This window comes from Pseudomonas ceruminis (assembly GCF_021602025.1).
Lineage (GTDB): Bacteria > Pseudomonadota > Gammaproteobacteria > Pseudomonadales > Pseudomonadaceae > Aquipseudomonas > Aquipseudomonas ceruminis.
Genome location: NZ_BQHW01000026.1, coordinates 23,414 through 40,983, shown reverse-complemented (window position 1 = coordinate 40,983; position 17,570 = coordinate 23,414). Strand labels below are relative to the sequence as shown.

Here is a 17,570-nt window from a genome sequence, read left to right as displayed (position 1 = left end):
TAGGCTTGTTCGGAAAACCGATTTCATCGAAGCCGCGAGGTGCCCTTGTAGAAGCAGTCCTGGATCCCGAACGAGCTAGGCGCCGCCCCTGAACCGGGGCTGCTACGCTGCAGTTTCGCGTCTAGGCCACGGTTACAGCCACCGCGCTCACCCATCGTTCCCGACTGGTACGAAATCTGCCTCTGATTACGGGCAACACAGCAAAAATCTCATTAGGAAGAGAGCACAATAATTATGAATGCTGCACTGAAGACCTTCGCCCCCAGCGCCCTGGCGCTGCTGTTGATCCTGCCAGCCACTGCTTCTGCCAAAGAAGCCGAAACCCAGCAGAAGCTAGCCAATGTGGTCATCCTCGCCACCGGTGGCACCATTGCAGGTGCCGGCGCCAGCGCTGCCAACAGCGCGACGTATCAGGCTGCCAAACTCGGCGTCGACAAACTGATTGCAGGCGTACCGGAGCTGGCTGACATTGCCAATGTGCGTGGCGAGCAGGTGATGCAGATCGCCTCCGAAAGCATCAGTAACGACGACCTGCTCAAGCTGGGCAAGCGCGTCGCCGAGCTGGCCGAGAGCAACGACGTCGACGGTATCGTCATCACCCACGGCACCGACACCCTGGAAGAAACAGCCTACTTCCTCAACCTGGTGGAAAAGACCGACAAGCCGATCGTGGTTGTCGGCTCGATGCGCCCGGGCACCGCCATGTCCGCCGACGGCATGCTCAACCTGTACAACGCCGTGGCCGTGGCCGGCGACAAGCAGTCCCGCGGCAAGGGCGTACTGGTGACGATGAACGACGAGATCCAGTCCGGGCGTGACGTGAGCAAGTCGGTGAACATCAAGACCGAAGCCTTCAAGAGCGCCTGGGGCCCAATGGGCATGGTGGTAGAAGGCAAGTCGTACTGGTTCCGCCTGCCGGCCAAGCGCCACACCGTCAACTCCGAGTTCGACATCAAGCAGATCAGCAGCCTGCCCCAGGTCGATATCGCCTACGGCTATGGCAACGTGACCGACACAGCCTACAAGGCGCTGGCGCAAAATGGCGCCAAGGCGCTGATCCATGCCGGTACCGGCAATGGCTCGGTGTCGTCGCGGGTAGTTCCCGCCCTGCAGGAACTGCGCAAGAATGGCGTGCAGATCATCCGCTCGTCCCACGTCAACCAGGGTGGTTTCGTACTACGCAATGCCGAACAGCCTGATGACAAGAACGATTGGGTCGTGGCCCACGACCTGAACCCGCAGAAGGCGCGGATCCTCGCGATGGTGGCAATGACCAAGACTCAGGACAGCAAGGAATTGCAGCGCATTTTCTGGGAATACTGATCGCGACATGAGCGCGGGCGTCTAGGCGCGCCCGTCTTCCACCCTGCACTGGGCTGTGCCACAGGGGCTTTTCACCTTACATGCTGTTGCGAAAATGCCTACAGTGAAATACTGTACGCACATACAGCAAAATAAGGAAAAGCCCCGTGGCCAGTACCGCCCCCGCAACGCCCAGCCCTTATGTGCAACTGGGCCTGCGTATCCAGAAAATCATCAACAGCCCCACCGCCCAGCGCAGCCGCGCTGCCTTGATCTTCCGCCTTGAGCACGAGTCGCCCGACGACTGGGAAACCCTGCTCGAGGAAATCGCCGAGAACGATAATGTCACCCTCGCCCACCGTGACGATGGCGGCGTGCAGATTTTCTGGACCGTGCCGAAGGAAGACTGATCACGCATGAGAGTTTCGTTTTTCGCCGTTACCTGCCTATTGCTGTCCACCTCCCTCGCCCACGCCGATGCGCCACGTACCTTCCAGGAGGCCAAGAAGGTCGCCTGGAAGCTGTATGCACCGCAATCGACGGAGTTCTATTGCGGCTGCAAGTACAAGGGCAACAAGGTCGACCTGGCTTCGTGCGGTTACACACCCCGCAAAAGCGCCCAGCGCGCTTCACGTATCGAATGGGAACACATCGTGCCGGCCTGGCAGATCGGCCATCAGCGCCAGTGCTGGCAGGAAGGTGGGCGCAAGAACTGCTCACGGCACGACGCAGTGTACAAGCGCGCCGAGGCCGACCTGCACAACCTGGTACCGAGCATCGGCGAGGTCAATGGTGACCGCAGCAACTTCAGCTTCGGCTGGCTGCCTGTGCAGCAGGGCCAATATGGCAGTTGCCTGACCCAGGTCGATTTCAAGGCCAAGAAGGTCATGCCGCGCCCATCGATCCGCGGCATGATCGCGCGCACTTACTTCTACATGAGCAAGCAGTACAACCTGCGCCTGTCCAAACAGGACCAGCAGTTGTTCAATGCCTGGAACAAGACCTACCCGCCACAAGCCTGGGAGCGACAGCGCAACCAGCAGGTGGCGTGCGTGATGGGGCGCGGCAACGATTTTGTCGGGCCGGTTAACCTCAAGGCCTGTGGCTAGGCTCAGGCCAGCGCCTGCAAGTAGGCGCTGGCCTGCCGATAGCGCACCAGACGTGCCAGGTCAGCCGGGCCTGGGCAGGCAATACGCGAAAGGTCACTGTTGTCGGCCAGGTCGGCCATTTTGACGGTACGGGCCAGCGGATCGCTGCCCAGGCGCACGACGAAGTCCTCATAGCTTTCGCTTTCACGGCGGCTCAAAGCCAACAGGGCGGCGAGGATTTTCAGCGTGAAGCCCTCGCGAGCGAGGTCGGAAAGTGTAAGCGGCGTGTCTTCGATCACGTCATGCAGCACCGCGACGATCCGCTGCTCAGGCGTGGAAACCCGCATCATCACCCGCAATGGATGCAGGATATATGCAGCGCCACCCTTGTCGTATTGCCCTTCATGCGCTCTGGCGGCCACTACGATAGCCCGTTCCAGTGTAGACATGAGGCCCTCCCCGTTCGGCCTTCTTCCAGAGCAAGCATAGCCGGGTCGGGTTACAGATGACAGGCCGTCTGCGTCGGCCATTGCACTGCCGACCAGCCCTGACGTACAAGGGCGGTTTCCGCTCGCAAAGGGGCTGGGCTGCTGACACTGCGGGGCTGCCAGGCTGCCCCTTCGCGATACAAGGTCGTGGCTACTGCAAGCGTGTCAGCGCTGAGCGCCATGCTGGATGACGACCGAATCAGTCCCCAGCTTGGCCATGACGTCTGCCTTGCGTGCTTCGGCCTCCTCCTTGGTCGGGAATGGCCCCATCAACACTACTGGCTTGCCGTCGCGGTACTCCACCGAAGAGGGAATGCCCTTTTCGATAAGGCGTGCGGTCATGTCGGTCAGCGCACCCATGTTGGCACCCTGGATCACTTCGACATCCCAGCCTTGCGGCGCCGGCTGATCGGCCAGTGCCTCGGCGCGGCGCTGCAGGTCGGCACCGCCGCACATTTCGCGAATGCGCAGGTTGTTGCCGGTGTCATCGACAATGATTTCGTACTGGCCAGCGTCACGTTTGATCGCCACGTAGCTGCGGTAGGCTTCGTACTGCCCGGCATCGTCCTTGCCGCGCACCTGGCCGCAGATGGTGCCCTTGGTGTCGATCCGCACGTTGCCGAACTTGGCCGTCTTTGGGTTGTGCAAGTGTTCGGCCACCTGTTTGTGCACACCTTCGACCTCGTTCTCACAGCCCGCCAGGGCCAGCACTGCCATTACCACTGCCAGTTTGCGCACGCGTGTACCTCCAGATTCGAAGCGGCGGATTCTAGCATGACCGCCCGTGGCCTGGACCGCGACCATACGTTACACCGTGCGACACCCATATAACGCGCACATGCAAAAAGGGCGACCCTTACGGATCGCCCCTTCTGATATTTGGTAGGCACAATTGGACTCGAACCAACGACCCCCACCATGTCAAGGTGGTGCTCTAACCAACTGAGCTATGTGCCTGTCGTGTGGTGCGCATATTAGAGATCGACTGCACACCTGTAAAGCGTTTTTTTCAAAAAAATCAAAAACTTTCAGAAGCCTGTCGGCCACCTGGGAAATGCAGTTACCTCACCCCGGAATGCAGAAAGGGCGATCCTTGCGGATCGCCCTTTCTGGGATTTGGTAGGCACAATTGGACTCGAACCAACGACCCCCACCATGTCAAGGTGGTGCTCTAACCAACTGAGCTATGTGCCTGTCGTGTGGTGCGCATTCTACGCATTCCCAAACACCTGTCAACACTTTTTTTCGCGCTAACCCACTGAATCTTAAACTCTTTATAGAGAAGCGGTTCGTCGTAGGGGGTAAAGGATTTTCACCGGACGACTAGCGGGTGTTTATTATTATTGATAGCATCGCTACATTCGTTAAAAATATAAAACACGAGGTTTCTCGAGCATGGCCAATACCCCCTACCCCCAGTCCTACTACGCCGCCTCGGCCAACCCGGTGCCGCCACGTCCGGCGCTGCAGGGTGAGGTGGAGACCGATGTGTGCATCATCGGCGCCGGCTATACAGGCCTGTCCAGCGCACTGTTCCTGCTGGAGAACGGCTTCAAGGTCAGCATCGTCGAAGCGGCCAAGGTCGGCTTCGGCGCGTCGGGCCGCAACGGCGGCCAGATCGTCAACAGTTATAGCCGTGACATCGATGTCATCGAGCGCACCGTCGGCCCCCAGCAAGCGCAACTGCTGGGCCACATGGCCTTCGAAGGCGGCCGCATCATCCGCGAGCGCGTCGCCAAGTACAACATCCAGTGCGACCTGAAGGACGGTGGCGTGTTCGCTGCGCTGACCTCCAAGCAGATGGGCCACCTGGAATCGCAAAAGCGCCTGTGGGAGCGTTTCGGCCACACCCAGCTGGAGCTGATGGACCAGAAGCGTATCCGTGAAGTCGTGGCCTGCGACAGCTACATCGGCGGCATGCTGGACATGAGCGGCGGCCACATCCACCCGCTGAACCTGGCCTTGGGCGAAGCGGCCGCGGTCGAGTCGCTGGGCGGCATCATCTATGAGCAAACCCCGGCCGTGCGCATCGAGCGCGGTGCCAACCCGGTGGTTCACACCCCACAGGGCAAGGTACGCGCCAAGTTCATCATCGTTGCGGGTAACGCCTACCTGGGCAACCTGGTGCCAGAACTGGCTGCCAAGTCGATGCCTTGCGGCACTCAGGTGATCACTACCGAGCCGCTGGGCGAGGAACTGGCCCGTACCCTGCTGCCGCAAGACTATTGCGTCGAGGACTGCAACTACCTGCTCGACTACTACCGCCTGACCAGCGACAAGCGCCTGATCTTCGGCGGTGGCGTGGTCTACGGTGCACGCGACCCGGCCAACATCGAAGCGATCATCCGCCCGAAGATGCTCAAGGCCTTCCCGCAACTGAAGAACGTCAAGATCGACTACGCCTGGACCGGCAACTTCCTGCTGACCCTGTCGCGCCTGCCCCAGGTCGGCCGTATCGGCGATAACATCTATTACTCGCAGGGTTGCTCGGGCCACGGCGTGACCTACACCCACCTGGCGGGCAAGGTGCTGGCCGAGGCGCTGCGTGGCCAGGCCGAGCGTTTCGACGCCTTCGCCGGCCTGCCGCACTACCCGTTCCCTGGCGGCCAGATGCTGCGTGTACCGTTCAGCGCCATCGGTGCGTGGTACTACAGCCTGCGCGATCGCCTGGGCTTCTGAGGCAGGCAGCCCCGGCTCGCCGCGGCGGGCCGGTGGCGCAACGCTACTTGCCGAGGCTGCTCACCGCCTGTTTCGCCGCGACTTCCTGGCCTGCCCGGGCCAGTTCGTCGGCAGCCTGCAGCCAGCGCTGTCGGTCCACCTGGGCCGGCAGTTGCCGCGGGGGCTGCACCAGCACTGCCCAATGCCCTTCCTTCGCCCACCCTGCGGCAAAATCATCAAAGGCCATCAGTTGCCGCCGGTGCATGCCTGAACGCAGCAACACCCGCTGCTTGTACCGGTCGTAACCGATCAACACCGCATAACGCGGCTCGCTCCACCACGCCGACCCTTCCTGATAGCGCAACAGCACCGGGTTACCCGCCGCCACCTGAGTCAGCAAGGCATCCAGGTGTTTTTCCAGCGGGTAGACGACCATGCCGTACTCCCGTGCCACCCGCGGGATGCTGTCACCCAGCGATGCGGTGCCCTGGGGCAGGCCCAATGGCTTATCCAGCAAGCCCGGCGTGATCGGCGCCCCCTGCTGCGACAGCAAGGCCGCCAAGGCCATTGCACCGCTGTGGTTGGCGTTGCCCCGGTAGAACGGCACGCTGCTGATCTCGACCCGTTGTGGCAGGCCCTTGAGCGTGGCGGGTGGTGCCCCGGCACAACCGGCCACACTTACAGCCAACAGGCAGGCCACCAGCAACCGACGCGGGCTGGCGGCCCACGCTTTCAGGGAATTTCGCTCCATGGACACTCGCTTGTTCCGACGCCAGGCTGTCAGCGCCCGGCTCTGGCGCAGATCATAGGACGCCACGCAGCGCGGGTATAGCCCGACGCAGGCTTGGAACGAAACGACCCAAGCAGTCGACCATCGATCAATGGAACGTCACAGGCCTGCAGCTAGACTAAAGCAGTGTCTGGAGGGCAAGCCGTGGGCTAGCCCGAGAGAAGGAGGCACACATGAGCCTGACAATGGCAATTCTCATGCTGGTAGGGATGTGGCTTAGCGTTGCAGCCGCCATGTTATGGGGCGTTCTGCGGATCGTACGGCGTCATTCACAGCATCACCACCAGCCACCGCAGGCTGAGGCCAGGGCCCAGCCGACCAACCGTACACGGCGGCACGCACAAGCGCACTGACAGCTGATAGTTCTGCGGCACTTTCGCGGGACAAGCCCGCTCCCCACGGGCCGCCACTGCCTTGAGCAACAGTGGTGGCCCGCGAGGGAGCAGGCTTGCCTGCAAACGAGGCGCAAAGCGCCCCGCCCTGTCAGCCTTCGGCCGCTTCGCGCTTGAGCCGCGCCCGGCGGGCCAGGATGTTGAGGATCTCAATCACCGTCGAGAACGCCATCGCCGCGTACACATACCCTTTCGGCACATGGGCACCAAAGCCTTCGGCGATCAAGGTCATGCCGATCATGATCAGGAAGCCCAGGGCCAACATGACGACGGTCGGGTTGTCGTTGATGAAGTTCGCCAGCGGGTCGGCGGCCACCATCATTACAATCACGGCCGCAATCACGGCGATGATCATGATCGGCAGGTGCTCAGTCATGCCCACGGCGGTGATGATGCTGTCGACCGAGAAGACGATGTCCAGCAAAAGGATCTGGAAGATCGCCGCCGCAAAGCCCAGGGTAACCGTGGAAGAGACCTTCGCTTCTTCCTTGGCGCCGTGCGGGTCGACGTTTTCGTGGATTTCCTTGGTCGCTTTCCACAACAGGAACAGGCCACCGGCGATCAGGATCACATCCTTCCAGGAGAAGGCATTGCCGAACACTTCGAACACCGGGTCGGTCAACTGAACGATCCAGGCCACTGTGCTGAGCAACGCCAGGCGCATGACCAGGGCCATGCTGATGCCGATGCGTCGCGCCTTGGAGCGATACTCGAGCGGCAGTTTGTTGGTCAGGATCGAGATGAAGATCAGGTTATCGATACCCAGTACGACTTCCATGGCCACCAGTGTGGCAAGGGCTACCCAGGCGGTGGGACTTGCGGCGAGTTCCAGCAGATATTCCATTTTTCAGTCCTGCAGCGGTTCTGGGTCAGATGTCCTGGGTCTTGGTTTGCGCCTCGGCGTCCTTGGGCTTGTGCCCCTCGGTGCCGATGGCGTCACTCAGCGCCTGTTGCGCTGCCTTGTTGGTGTCATCGATGGCTTGCTTGGCCGATTGGGCGGCCTGGTCGAGCATCTGCTGGGCGGATTTCTCCGCCTGGTCGCAGCCGACCAGGCTCAACAGTGCCAAGGCCAGCACCAACGGTGTGCCAATGGATTTAAGTTGCAGCATGACGTCCTCGCTTGTCGATTTCCCGGCGCCGCGCACGGCACCTGATGGGTTGGGATTCTAAAGAGGCCCATACATCAGGAAAATTCGTATTTTCAGCGGTTATACTTCGGTTTTTACGAATCGAGAGCGCAGCGATGCTCAACTATCGCCAGTTGCACTATTTTTGGGCCGTGGCCAAGACCGGCAGCATCGCCCGCGCCAGTGAGCAGTTGAACCTGACGCCCCAGACCATCAGCGGCCAGATCAGCCTGTTCGAGCAAACCTATGGCCTGGAGCTGTTCCAGCGCGTTGGCCGGCAGTTGGAACTGACCGAAACGGGCCGCCAGACGCTGGTGCATGCCGAGCAGATGTTCCAGATCGCTGGTGAGCTTGAGGCCATGCTGCGCGCCGGCCCGCAGGAGCAGATCCTGTTCCGTGTGGGGGTTGCCGATGTGGTGCCCAAGTCGATCGTCTACCGCCTGCTTGCTCCCACCATGGCACTGGACGAAGTCCTGCGTATCAACTGCCGTGAAGACAAGCTCGAACGCCTGCTGGCAGACCTGGCGATCCAACGCCTGGACCTGGTGATCTCCGACAGCCCGATGCCCAGCCACCTGGACATCAAGGGTTACAGCCAGAAGCTTGGCGAATGCGGCCTGAGCTTTTTTGCAACCCCAGCCTTGGCGCTGCAGCATGCGGGCGACTTCCCCGCCTGCCTGCACGATGCTCCGCTGCTGATTCCCGGCCAGGAAACGGTAGTGCGCAGCCGCCTGTTGCGCTGGCTAAGCGAGCAGCAGGTACAGCCAAGGATCATTGGCGAATTCGACGACAGCGCCTTGATGCAGGCGTTCGGCCAGTCGGGCAGCGGCCTGTTTGTGGCGCCGAGCGTGATTGCCGAGGAGGTGTGCCGGCAGTATGGGGTGCAGTTGATCGGGCAGACCGAGGCGGTGCGCGAGTCGTTCTATGCCATTTCGGTCGAACGCAAGGTCAAGCACCCAGGGATCGTGGCCATCACCGAGGGCGCGAGGAGGGAGTTGTTTCATTGGTGATCGCGGCGCGCGCTTGGCAGGTGACCCAGTGAAGAGGCCGGAACTGCCAGCCAATGGTCTATGGTAAAGTCGCGCGCTTTGAAGATACCGAGATTGTGCTGCACATGTCCCCCGTCCTCCGCCTCCTTAACCGCACCAGCCTGGTGACTCAGATCGTCATCGGCCTGGTTGCCGGCATCGCCCTGGCGCTGCTCGCCCCCGACATTGCGCGCGACCTAGGCTTTCTCGGCAAGGTGTTCGTCAGCGCCCTCAAGGCGGTGGCACCGGTACTGGTGTTCATCCTGGTCATGGCCTCGATCGCCAACCATCGCCACGGCCAGGAAACCCATATACGCCCGATTCTCTGGCTGTATCTGCTGGGCACCTTCGCTGCTGCAGTGGTCGCCGTGGTCGCCAGCATGCTGTTCCCGTCGCACCTGGCGCTGACCACTGACCAGGCTGCGCTGAGCGCGCCAGGCGGCATTGTCGAGGTGATGCAGAACCTGCTGCTCAGTGCCGTCGACAACCCGGTCAACGCCTTCCTCAACGCCAATTTCATTGGCGTGCTGACCTGGGCCATCGGCTTGGGTGTGGCCCTGCGCCATGCCGGTGATACCACCCGAACCGTGGTCGAAGACCTGTCCAATGGCGTCACCCTGATCGTGCGCGTGGTCATCCGCTTCGCCCCGCTGGGCATTTTCGGCCTGGTCAGCGCCACCCTCGCCCAATCGGGCCTCGATGCATTGCTGGGCTACCTGCATTTGCTGGCGGTGCTGATCGGCTGCATGCTGTTCGTGGCGTTGGTGATGAACCCGTTGATCGTGTTCTGGAAGATTCGCCGCAACCCCTACCCTCTGACCTTGCTGTGCCTGCGCGAAAGCGGCATCACGGCATTCTTCACCCGCAGTTCGGCAGCCAACATTCCGGTCAACCTGGCGCTGTCGGAGCGCCTGGGACTGCATGAAGACACCTACTCGGTGTCGATCCCGCTGGGCGCCACCATCAACATGGCCGGTGCGGCGATCACCATTACCGTGTTGACACTGGCAGCAGTGCACACCCTGGGCATTGCGATCGACCTGCCGACCGCCGTGCTGCTGAGTGTGGTTGCGGCCATCTGCGCCTGCGGCGCGTCGGGTGTGGCCGGCGGCTCGCTGCTGTTGATTCCGCTGGCATGCAGCTTGTTCGGCATCCCTAGCGAAATCGCCATGCAGGTGGTGGCGGTAGGCTTCATCATCGGTGTGCTGCAGGATTCGGCAGAGACAGCGCTGAATTCTTCGACCGATGTGCTGTTCACGGCGGCGGCGTGCCAGGCTGAGGAGCGACGCAGCGCCTGAGATGGCTGGGGCCGGGGTAGTTCCCTGCCCCCAGGATAGCGCCGAAGCGCCTGCGCCAAACGCGGTAGCGGTGAGCGGGCTTGTTCAGCGAACAGGCCAGTGATTGCTTAAGCCAGGCGCTTTACCTACGCTAGTGGCCTTTTCCTCGCAATGAGACAGGGCCATGTCAGAACACGAAACCGCAGACGCAGGCCGCTTTACCAGTATCGAGATCCGCATTCTCGGTTCGCTGATCGAAAAACAGGCCACCAGCCCTGAAAGCTACCCGCTGACCCTCAACGCCCTGCTCCTGGCCTGCAACCAGAAGACCAGCCGCGAACCGGTCATGAACCTGACCCAAGGCCAGGTCGGCCAGGCCCTGCGTGCGCTGGAAGGCAAGGACATGACCCGCCTGCAGATGGGCAGCCGTGCCGACCGCTGGGAACAACGCGTGGACAAGGCCTTGGAGCTGGTACCGGCACAGCTGATACTGATGGGCCTCTTGTTCCTGCGCGGGCCACAAACCCTCAACGAGCTGCTGACCCGCAGCAACCGGCTGCACGAATTCGACGACACCGAACAGATCCAGCACCAGCTCGAGCGCTTGATCTCCCGCGGCCTGGCCCTGCATTTGCCGCGCCAGGCGGGGCAACGTGAAGACCGCTATACCCACGCGCTGGGCGACACGGCTGAAATCGAGGCGATTCTGGCGGCGCGCCAGCAGGAAGGCGGTGCACGCGCGGGTAGCGGTAACGTGTCGGAAGAGCGAATCGAAGCCCTGGAAGCACGTATTGCCGCGCTTGAAGCACGCCTGGCCGAGCTGGAGGGCTAGGGCACTCAGTGCTCCAGGTCGGGGAAGTTGCGGCAGCTCTTGCGCTCTGCCAGCTCCCGGTCACTGGGGCGCTGGTCGACGAACACGGTACGGCCGTCGGCGTAGATTTCCAGGTAGCCCCAGCGCAGGTCCTGCTCCTTCTGCCCGGGCTTGGGTGGCACTAGCCACCAGGGTTCGCGGCTGATCAGGGTCATGGGTGAGATTCCTGAAGGTGTCTGCAGTAATCATAGACACCCTCGGCACGGTTTTTCCTGAACCCACGCATTCGCGGGCAAACCCGCCCCCACAGGCGCTGCATTGTGCCTGTGGGGGCGGGTTTGCCCGCGAAGGAGCAACAGCAGGATTACGCCGGTGCAGAAGCGCGGATCAAGTGGTCGAAGGCCGCCAGCGATGCCTTGGCACCCTCGCCTACGGCGATGACGATCTGCTTGTACGGCACCGTGGTCACGTCACCTGCGGCGAACACGCCGGGGATGTTGGTCGCCCCCTTGGCATCGACAATGATCTCGCCACGTGGCGACAGCTCGACCGTGCCTTTGAGCCAGTCGGTGTTGGGCAGCAGGCCGATCTGCACGAAGATACCTTCCAGCGCCAAATCATGCAGCGCGTCGGTTGTACGGTCCTTGTAGCGCAGACCGGTCACCTTCTCACCGTTGCCGACCACTTCGGTCGTCAATGCACTGGTGATCACCTTGACGTTCGGCAAGCTATGCAGTTTGCGCTGCAACACCGCGTCGGCACGCAACTGGCTGTCGAACTCGATCAACGTCACCTGGGCGACGATGCCGGCCAGGTCGATGGCCGCTTCAACACCGGAGTTGCCGCCACCGATCACCGCCACGCGCTTGCCTTTGAACAGCGGGCCGTCACAGTGCGGGCAGTAGGCCACGCCACGGGCGCGGTATTCCTGCTCACCCGGCACGTTCATTTCGCGCCAGCGAGCACCGGTGGCGAGGATCACGGTCTTGGCCTTGAGCGACGCACCGCCAGCCAGGCGCACTTCGTGCAAGCCGCCGTCGGTGGCGGGGATCAACGCTTCGCCGCGCTGCAGGTTCATGATATCGACGTCGTACTGCTTGACGTGTTCTTCCAGCGCCGTGGCCAGTTTCGGCCCTTCGGTTTCCTGCACCGAGATAAAGTTTTCGATGGCCAGGGTATCGAGCACCTGGCCGCCGAAGCGCTCGGCTGCGACACCGGTACGGATGCCTTTACGCGCCGCGTAAATGGCTGCGGCCGCACCGGCGGGGCCACCACCGACCACCAGCACGTCGAAGGCGTCCTTGGCATTGATTTTTTCGGCCTGGCGAGCACCGGCGTTGGTGTCGATCTTGCCGAGGATCTCTTCCAGGCCCATGCGGCCCTGGCCAAATACTTCACCATTGAGGTAGATGCTCGGGACCGCCATGATCTTGCGCGACTCGACTTCATCCTGGAACAGTGCGCCATCGATGGCGACATGGCGCACATTGGGGTTGAGCACGGCCATCAGGTTCAGCGCCTGGACCACGTCGGGGCAGTTCTGGCACGACAGCGAGAAGTAGGTTTCGAAGGTGAACTCGCCTTCCAGGGCCTGGATCTGTTCGATCACTTCGGCGCTGGCCTTGGATGGGTGGCCGCCGACTTGGAGCAGCGCCAATACCAGGGAGGTGAATTCGTGGCCCATGGGGATGCCGGCAAAGCGCAGGCTGATGTCTGCCCCGGGGCGATTGAGCGAGAACGATGGGCGACGGGCATCGGTGCCGTCCGCGCTCAGGGTAATGAGGTTCGACAGGCCGGCGATTTCCACCAGCAGGTCGTGCAATTCGCGGGACTTCGCGCCGTCGTCGAGGGAAGCAACGATCTCGATCGGCTGGGTGACCCGCTCCAGGTAGGTTTTCAGTTGCGATTTAAGCGTGGCGTCCAACATACGGGCGATTCCTTTTTTCAAACGTGTAAATAAAAACGCCCAGGCGATGTCGCCCGGGCGTTTTTGCGGGGCGGTGACAGCTTAGAAGTGGCGGCTGCTCACCGCCCGCATCTGACGCACGGTCTTAGATCTTGCCGACCAGGTCCAGCGACGGAGCCAGAGTCGCTTCGCCTTCTTTCCACTTGGCCGGGCAAACTTCGCCCGGGTGAGCGGCAACGTACTGGGCAGCCTTGACCTTGCGCAGCAGCTCGCTGGCGTCACGGCCTACACCACCGTCGTTGATTTCGACGATCTTGATCTGGCCTTCCGGGTTGATCACGAAGGTTCCGCGATCGGCCAGGCCGGCTTCTTCGATCAGCACGTCGAAGTTGCGCGAGATGACGTGGGTTGGGTCACCGATCAGCGGGTACTTGATCTTGCCGATGGTTTCCGAAGTGTCGTGCCAGGCTTTGTGGGTGAAGTGGGTGTCGGTGGACACACCGTAGATTTCCACGCCCAGCTTCTGGAACTCGGCGTAGTTGTCAGCAAGGTCACCCAGCTCGGTCGGGCAGACGAAGGTGAAGTCGGCCGGGTAGAAGAACACGACAGACCACTTGCCCTTCAGGTCGGCTTCGCTTACCTGAACGAATTCGCCGTTGTGGAAGGCGGTGGCGTTGAACGGTTTGACCTGGCTGTTGATGATAGGCATGAGAGACGCTCCTTCATGGGGTTGAAATCAGTTGACGGAGAGAATCCTAACCGCTGGTCGTCAAAAAGGCTCATTGGCAAACCTCATGCTGACGATTGGTTTTGGCTATAAGAGGAGATTATTAATAGAAGGGTTTGGGCTGAGCAAAGGATTGCGGGTGAACCCCAGTCCCACAGGAAATGCGTCGACTTCTGCAGTTGTGCAAGACAGTGGCTCCCACAAGTACAGTGCGGGAGCCACTTGCCAGCGATGAGCCCAGCGTTATCAGCGCGTGGCGGTACGCAGGGTGACGAACTCTTCGGCAGCAGTCGGGTGCACGCCAATGGTCTCGTCGAACTGCTGCTTGGTCGCGCCCGCCTTCAGTGCAATGCCCAGGCCCTGGATGATCTCGCCGGCATCCGGGCCAACCATGTGACAACCCAGCACTTTGTCGGTGTCGGCATCCACCACCAGCTTCATCAGGGTCTTCTCCTGAATGTCGGTGAGCGTCAGCTTCATGGCGCGGAAGCGGCTTTCGAAGATCTGCACCTTGTGCCCCGCTTCCAGCGCCTGCTCCTCAGTAAGGCCAACGGTCCCGATCGGCGGCTGACTGAACACCGCCGTGGGGATGTTCTGGTAATCCACCGGCCGGTATTGCTCTGGCTTGAACAAGCGCCGTGCCACGGCCATGCCTTCGGCCAGGGCCACCGGGGTCAGCTGTACGCGGCCAATTACATCACCGATGGCCAGGATCGACGGCGCGGTGGTCTGGTACTGCTCGTCGACCCGAATGTAACCACGCGGGTCCAACTCGACACCGGTGTTTTCAAGGCCCAGGTTGTCGAGCATGGGACGCCGGCCGGTGGCGTAGAACACACAATCGGCGACCAGTTCGCGGCCGTCCTTGAGGGTGGCCTTGAGGCTGCCGTCATCGAGCTTGTCGATGCGCTGGATATCAGCATTGAACTGCAGGTTGAGCCCGCGCTTTTCCAGCTCTTCCTTCAGGTGGGTACGGACCGAACCGTCAAAGCCGCGCAGGAACAGGTCGCCGCGGTACAGCAAAGTGGTATCGGCGCCAAGCCCCTGGAAAATACCGGCAAACTCGACAGCGATGTAACCACCGCCTACCACCAGCACGCGCCGTGGTAGGTCCTTGAGGTAGAAGGCTTCGTTGGAGGTGATGGCCAGTTCCTTGCCCGGAATGTCCGGCACCTGTGGCCAGCCGCCGGTGGCGATGAGGATGTGCTCGGCGCTGTAGCGCTGGCCATCCACTTGCACCTCGTGGGCTCCGGTGATGCGCGCATGGCCTTCCAACAAGGTCACGCCGCTGTTCACCAGCAGGTTGCGATAGATGCCATTGAGGCGCTCGATTTCGCGGTTCTTGTTGGCGATCAAGGTGCCCCAGTCGAAGTGGCCTTCTTCCAGCGTCCAGCCGAACCCGGCGGCCTGCTCCAGCTCATCGGCGACGTGGGCGCCGTACACCAGCAACTTCTTGGGCACGCACCCGACGTTGACGCAGGTGCCCCCCAGGTAGCGGCTTTCGGCTACCGCCACCTTCGCCCCAAAGCCGGCAGCGAAGCGCGCCGCACGCACACCGCCGGAACCGGCGCCAATCACGAACAGATCAAAATCGTAGGCCATGTATTCAGTCTCCTAGGCTGGCGCCCAGCATACCGCCGTTAGCCGCCACAAACAAAAAAGCCACCCCGAAGGATGGCTCGTGGATCTGCGCTGGCGAATCAGTATGCCTTGCCGGTCTTGTAGTAGTTCTCGAAGCAGAAGTTGGTCGCGTCGATGTAGCCTTCGGCGCCGCCGCAGTCGAAGCGCTGGCCCTTGAACTTGTAGGCGATCACGCAACCGTTCTGTGCCTGCTGCATCAAGGCGTCGGTGATCTGGATCTCGCCACCTTTGCCGGGCGGGGTGTTCCGGATGATATCGAAGATATCCGGGGTGAGGATGTAACGACCGATGATCGCCAAGTTCGACGGGGCGTCTTCCGGCGCGGGCTTTTCTACCATGTTGGTAACACGGAAGATGTCTTCGCGGATCATGTCACCGGCGATAACGCCGTACTTGTTGGTTTCCTGCGGGTCGACTTCCTGGATGGCGATGATCGAGCAGCGGAACTGGTTGTACAGTTTGACCATCTGGGTCAGGACACCGTCACCTTCCGGGTTGACGCACAGGTCGTCCGCCAGCACCACAGCGAACGGTTCGTCACCGATCAGCGGCTGGCCAGTCAGGATGGCATGGCCCAGGCCTTTCATTTCGGTCTGGCGCGTGTAAGAGAACGAGCACTCGTTCAACAGGCGACGGATGCCGACCAGGTATTTTTCCTTGTCAGTGCCCTTGATCTGGTTTTCCAGCTCATAGCTGATGTCGAAGTGGTCTTCCAGGGCGCGCTTGCCACGGCCGGTGACGATCGAGATCTCGTTCAGGCCGGCATCCAGCGCCTCTTCAACGCCATACTGGATCAGCGGCTTGTTGACCACTGGCAGCATTTCCTTGGGCATGGCTTTGGTAGCGGGTAGGAAGCGGGTGCCGTAACCGGCTGCCGGGAACAAGCATTTCTTGATCATATACGTCCTTAAACGAAGGCATAGCCTAGGGAATTCGGCGCAGTCTAATCAGGCGGCAGTCACCTTACAATGCCCCACCTGCGGCCGACCGATGCCATGATAGAGATAACCCAGTGTAGATAGTTCCAAAGGATCGTAAATATTACGCCCGTCAAAGAGCACCGGCATGCGCATCAGCCCACGTACGCGGGCGAAATCCGGTTGGCGGAACAGCTTCCACTCGGTTACCAGCACCAGGGCATCGGCGCCTGTGACGCAGGCGTAGGGGTCTTCGCCAAGCCGCAACTGGCCGCTGGCAAGCGCCTGCGGATAACGCTCGGCAACCCCCGCCAACGCCGCCGGGTCACACGCCTGAACCCGCACGCCGGCGGCCAGCAAGGCATCGAGCAACACCAGGCTGGGCGCCTCGCGCAGGTCATCGGTACCCGGCTTGAATGCCAGGCCCCAGAGCGCCACGGTACGCCCACGCATGAACCCGCCAAAATGCTGCTGCAGGGCCTTGAACAGCAGGGTCTTCTGCTCCTCGTTACGGGCCTGCACCGCCTCCAGGATGGCGGGCTGATAGGCGTGCTGCTGTGCCGTGCGCAGCAATGCGCGGATGTCCTTGGGGAAGCACGAGCCGCCGTAGCCGCAGCCTGCATAGATGAAGTGGCTACCGATGCGCCGGTCACTGCCGATGGCGTGCCGAACCTGTTCGATATCCACATCAAGCTGCATGCAAAGCCCAGCCAGTTCGTTGATGAAAGAGATTTTGGTCGCCAGGAAGGCGTTAGCTGCATATTTGCTGAACTCGGCGGCACGCGCGGACATGACCAGAATGCGGTCGTGGTTACGCACGAACGGCGCGTACAGACGTTGCAGGCACTGGGCCGCGGCGTCGTTGTCAGTGCCGATGATGATGCGGTCAGGGCGCATGAAATCATCGATTGCACTGCCCTCCTTGAGAAATTCCGGGTTGCTTGCCACCTCGATGGCAAACGCTGCACCGCGTGCCCGCAGGCCAAGCATGATGTGCTGGGCAACGCGTTCGGCAGTGCCTACCGGCACGGTCGACTTGTTCACCACCAGGCAACTGCGGGGCAAGAAGCGACCAAGGCTATCTGCCACGGCCAGCACATGCTGCAGGTCGGCCGACCCATCCTCCTGGCTGGGTGTACCGACCGCGATAAACACGACCTGCGCCCTGGCCAGCGAGGGCTGCCAGTCATCACTGAAGCTCAACAGCCTTTGCTGAATGCCGTTGTGCAGCAGTGCCTGCAACCCCGGCTCATGGATAGGGCACTGGCCCTGGCGCAATTGTGCAAGCCGCTGCGGATCTCGCTCCAGACAGATTACGCGGTTGCCCAACTGAGCAAAGCAAGCCGCTGTCACCAACCCTACATACCCCGCCCCGATGACACAGAGTTCCATGGCCGCGCTCCTTGAGGTAGATAGCG

At 61.5% G+C, this 17,570-nt stretch carries 19 protein-coding genes and 2 tRNA genes; 8 read left to right on the top strand and 13 right to left on the bottom strand.

The genetic code is table 11. The features are described 5' to 3' along the window. Positions 1 to 234: 234 nt before the first annotated feature. From L6D80_RS24190 to L6D80_RS24180, 3 genes are all read left to right on the top strand, one after another. Positions 235 to 1,323 (top strand): asparaginase, encoded by a 1,089-nt coding sequence (locus tag L6D80_RS24190; protein ID WP_054903672.1) that lies wholly within the window; start codon positions 235 to 237, stop codon positions 1,321 to 1,323. A gap of 146 nt (positions 1,324 to 1,469) precedes the next feature. Continuing rightward, positions 1,470 to 1,712: a DUF1654 domain-containing protein gene (locus L6D80_RS24185; protein WP_054903673.1), complete on the top strand. Its 243-nt coding sequence runs from the start codon at positions 1,470 to 1,472 to the stop codon at positions 1,710 to 1,712. Positions 1,713 to 1,718: 6 nt separating this feature from the next. After that, the gene (locus L6D80_RS24180) at positions 1,719 to 2,411 is read left to right on the top strand and encodes an endonuclease (protein WP_176515946.1); all 693 of its coding nucleotides are present in this window, start codon (positions 1,719 to 1,721) and stop codon (positions 2,409 to 2,411) included. A 2-nt stretch (positions 2,412 to 2,413) separates the two neighbouring features. Here L6D80_RS24180 and L6D80_RS24175 read toward each other — a convergent pair whose 3' ends face one another. From L6D80_RS24175 to L6D80_RS24160, 4 genes are all read right to left on the bottom strand, one after another. Beyond that, positions 2,414 to 2,839 (bottom strand): GTP pyrophosphokinase, encoded by a 426-nt coding sequence (locus L6D80_RS24175; protein ID WP_054903580.1) that lies wholly within the window; start codon positions 2,837 to 2,839, stop codon positions 2,414 to 2,416. Between the two features lie 204 nt (positions 2,840 to 3,043). Beyond that, a complete protein-coding gene (locus L6D80_RS24170; protein ID WP_054903581.1) occupies positions 3,044 to 3,616 on the bottom strand; it encodes an SPOR domain-containing protein in 573 nt (190 codons plus the stop codon). A 142-nt stretch (positions 3,617 to 3,758) separates the two neighbouring features. After that, positions 3,759 to 3,835: transfer RNA gene (locus tag L6D80_RS24165), tRNA-Val, on the bottom strand. Positions 3,836 to 3,995: 160 nt separating this feature from the next. Beyond that, positions 3,996 to 4,072, bottom strand: a tRNA-Val gene (locus tag L6D80_RS24160). A gap of 201 nt (positions 4,073 to 4,273) precedes the next feature. On the opposite strand from L6D80_RS24160, the gene L6D80_RS24155 reads away from it, so the two are divergent. Beyond that, positions 4,274 to 5,557 carry an NAD(P)/FAD-dependent oxidoreductase gene (locus tag L6D80_RS24155; protein ID WP_054903582.1) on the top strand — a complete coding sequence of 428 codons (1,284 nt, stop codon included), beginning with the start codon at positions 4,274 to 4,276 and terminating at the stop codon, positions 5,555 to 5,557. A 43-nt stretch (positions 5,558 to 5,600) separates the two neighbouring features. Here the strand turns inward: L6D80_RS24155 and L6D80_RS24150 are convergent, their stop codons facing one another. After that, positions 5,601 to 6,287, bottom strand: coding sequence for a peptidase C39 family protein (locus tag L6D80_RS24150; RefSeq protein ID WP_176515948.1), 687 nt, complete (start codon positions 6,285 to 6,287; stop codon positions 5,601 to 5,603). A 212-nt stretch (positions 6,288 to 6,499) separates the two neighbouring features. On the opposite strand from L6D80_RS24150, the gene L6D80_RS24145 reads away from it, so the two are divergent. Further along, positions 6,500 to 6,679: a hypothetical protein gene (locus L6D80_RS24145; protein ID WP_054903584.1), complete on the top strand. Its 180-nt coding sequence runs from the start codon at positions 6,500 to 6,502 to the stop codon at positions 6,677 to 6,679. Between the two features lie 130 nt (positions 6,680 to 6,809). Here the strand turns inward: L6D80_RS24145 and L6D80_RS24140 are convergent, their stop codons facing one another. Further along, positions 6,810 to 7,562 (bottom strand): TerC family protein, encoded by a 753-nt coding sequence (locus L6D80_RS24140; protein WP_176515950.1) that lies wholly within the window; start codon positions 7,560 to 7,562, stop codon positions 6,810 to 6,812. A 25-nt stretch (positions 7,563 to 7,587) separates the two neighbouring features. Then, positions 7,588 to 7,827 (bottom strand): hypothetical protein, encoded by a 240-nt coding sequence (locus L6D80_RS24135; RefSeq protein WP_054903586.1) that lies wholly within the window; start codon positions 7,825 to 7,827, stop codon positions 7,588 to 7,590. A 134-nt stretch (positions 7,828 to 7,961) separates the two neighbouring features. Here L6D80_RS24135 and nhaR point away from each other — a divergent pair, with 134 nt between their 5' ends. The 3 genes from nhaR (at position 7,962) to L6D80_RS24120 (ending at position 10,982) form a co-directional block, all read left to right on the top strand. Next, positions 7,962 to 8,855, top strand: a complete 894-nt coding sequence (gene nhaR, locus L6D80_RS24130) for a transcriptional activator NhaR (RefSeq protein ID WP_054903587.1) — start codon at positions 7,962 to 7,964, stop codon at positions 8,853 to 8,855. Between the two features lie 104 nt (positions 8,856 to 8,959). Continuing rightward, positions 8,960 to 10,171, top strand: a complete 1,212-nt coding sequence (gene sstT, locus L6D80_RS24125) for a serine/threonine transporter SstT (RefSeq protein ID WP_176515952.1) — start codon at positions 8,960 to 8,962, stop codon at positions 10,169 to 10,171. A 163-nt stretch (positions 10,172 to 10,334) separates the two neighbouring features. Beyond that, positions 10,335 to 10,982, top strand: a complete 648-nt coding sequence (locus L6D80_RS24120; RefSeq protein WP_176515953.1) for a YceH family protein — start codon at positions 10,335 to 10,337, stop codon at positions 10,980 to 10,982. Positions 10,983 to 10,987: 5 nt separating this feature from the next. Here the strand turns inward: L6D80_RS24120 and L6D80_RS24115 are convergent, their stop codons facing one another. The 6 genes from L6D80_RS24115 to L6D80_RS24090 all read right to left on the bottom strand — a co-directional run bounded on the left by L6D80_RS24115 (position 10,988) and on the right by L6D80_RS24090 (position 17,544). After that, the gene (locus L6D80_RS24115; RefSeq protein WP_176515955.1) at positions 10,988 to 11,176 is read right to left on the bottom strand and encodes a hypothetical protein; all 189 of its coding nucleotides are present in this window, start codon (positions 11,174 to 11,176) and stop codon (positions 10,988 to 10,990) included. Between the two features lie 149 nt (positions 11,177 to 11,325). Then, on the bottom strand, positions 11,326 to 12,888 hold the full coding sequence (gene ahpF, locus L6D80_RS24110) for an alkyl hydroperoxide reductase subunit F (protein WP_054903590.1): 1,563 nt from the start codon (positions 12,886 to 12,888) through the stop codon (positions 11,326 to 11,328). A 124-nt stretch (positions 12,889 to 13,012) separates the two neighbouring features. Then, the gene (ahpC, locus tag L6D80_RS24105; RefSeq protein ID WP_033696855.1) at positions 13,013 to 13,576 is read right to left on the bottom strand and encodes an alkyl hydroperoxide reductase subunit C; all 564 of its coding nucleotides are present in this window, start codon (positions 13,574 to 13,576) and stop codon (positions 13,013 to 13,015) included. Positions 13,577 to 13,840: 264 nt separating this feature from the next. Further along, positions 13,841 to 15,196 carry a glutathione-disulfide reductase gene (gene gorA / locus L6D80_RS24100; RefSeq protein ID WP_176515180.1) on the bottom strand — a complete coding sequence of 452 codons (1,356 nt, stop codon included), beginning with the start codon at positions 15,194 to 15,196 and terminating at the stop codon, positions 13,841 to 13,843. Positions 15,197 to 15,294: 98 nt separating this feature from the next. Further along, positions 15,295 to 16,134, bottom strand: a complete 840-nt coding sequence (galU, locus tag L6D80_RS24095; protein WP_054903592.1) for a UTP--glucose-1-phosphate uridylyltransferase GalU — start codon at positions 16,132 to 16,134, stop codon at positions 15,295 to 15,297. A gap of 48 nt (positions 16,135 to 16,182) precedes the next feature. Continuing rightward, positions 16,183 to 17,544: a UDP-glucose dehydrogenase family protein gene (locus L6D80_RS24090; protein WP_176515181.1), complete on the bottom strand. Its 1,362-nt coding sequence runs from the start codon at positions 17,542 to 17,544 to the stop codon at positions 16,183 to 16,185. Between the last annotated feature and the right edge of the window lie 26 nt (positions 17,545 to 17,570).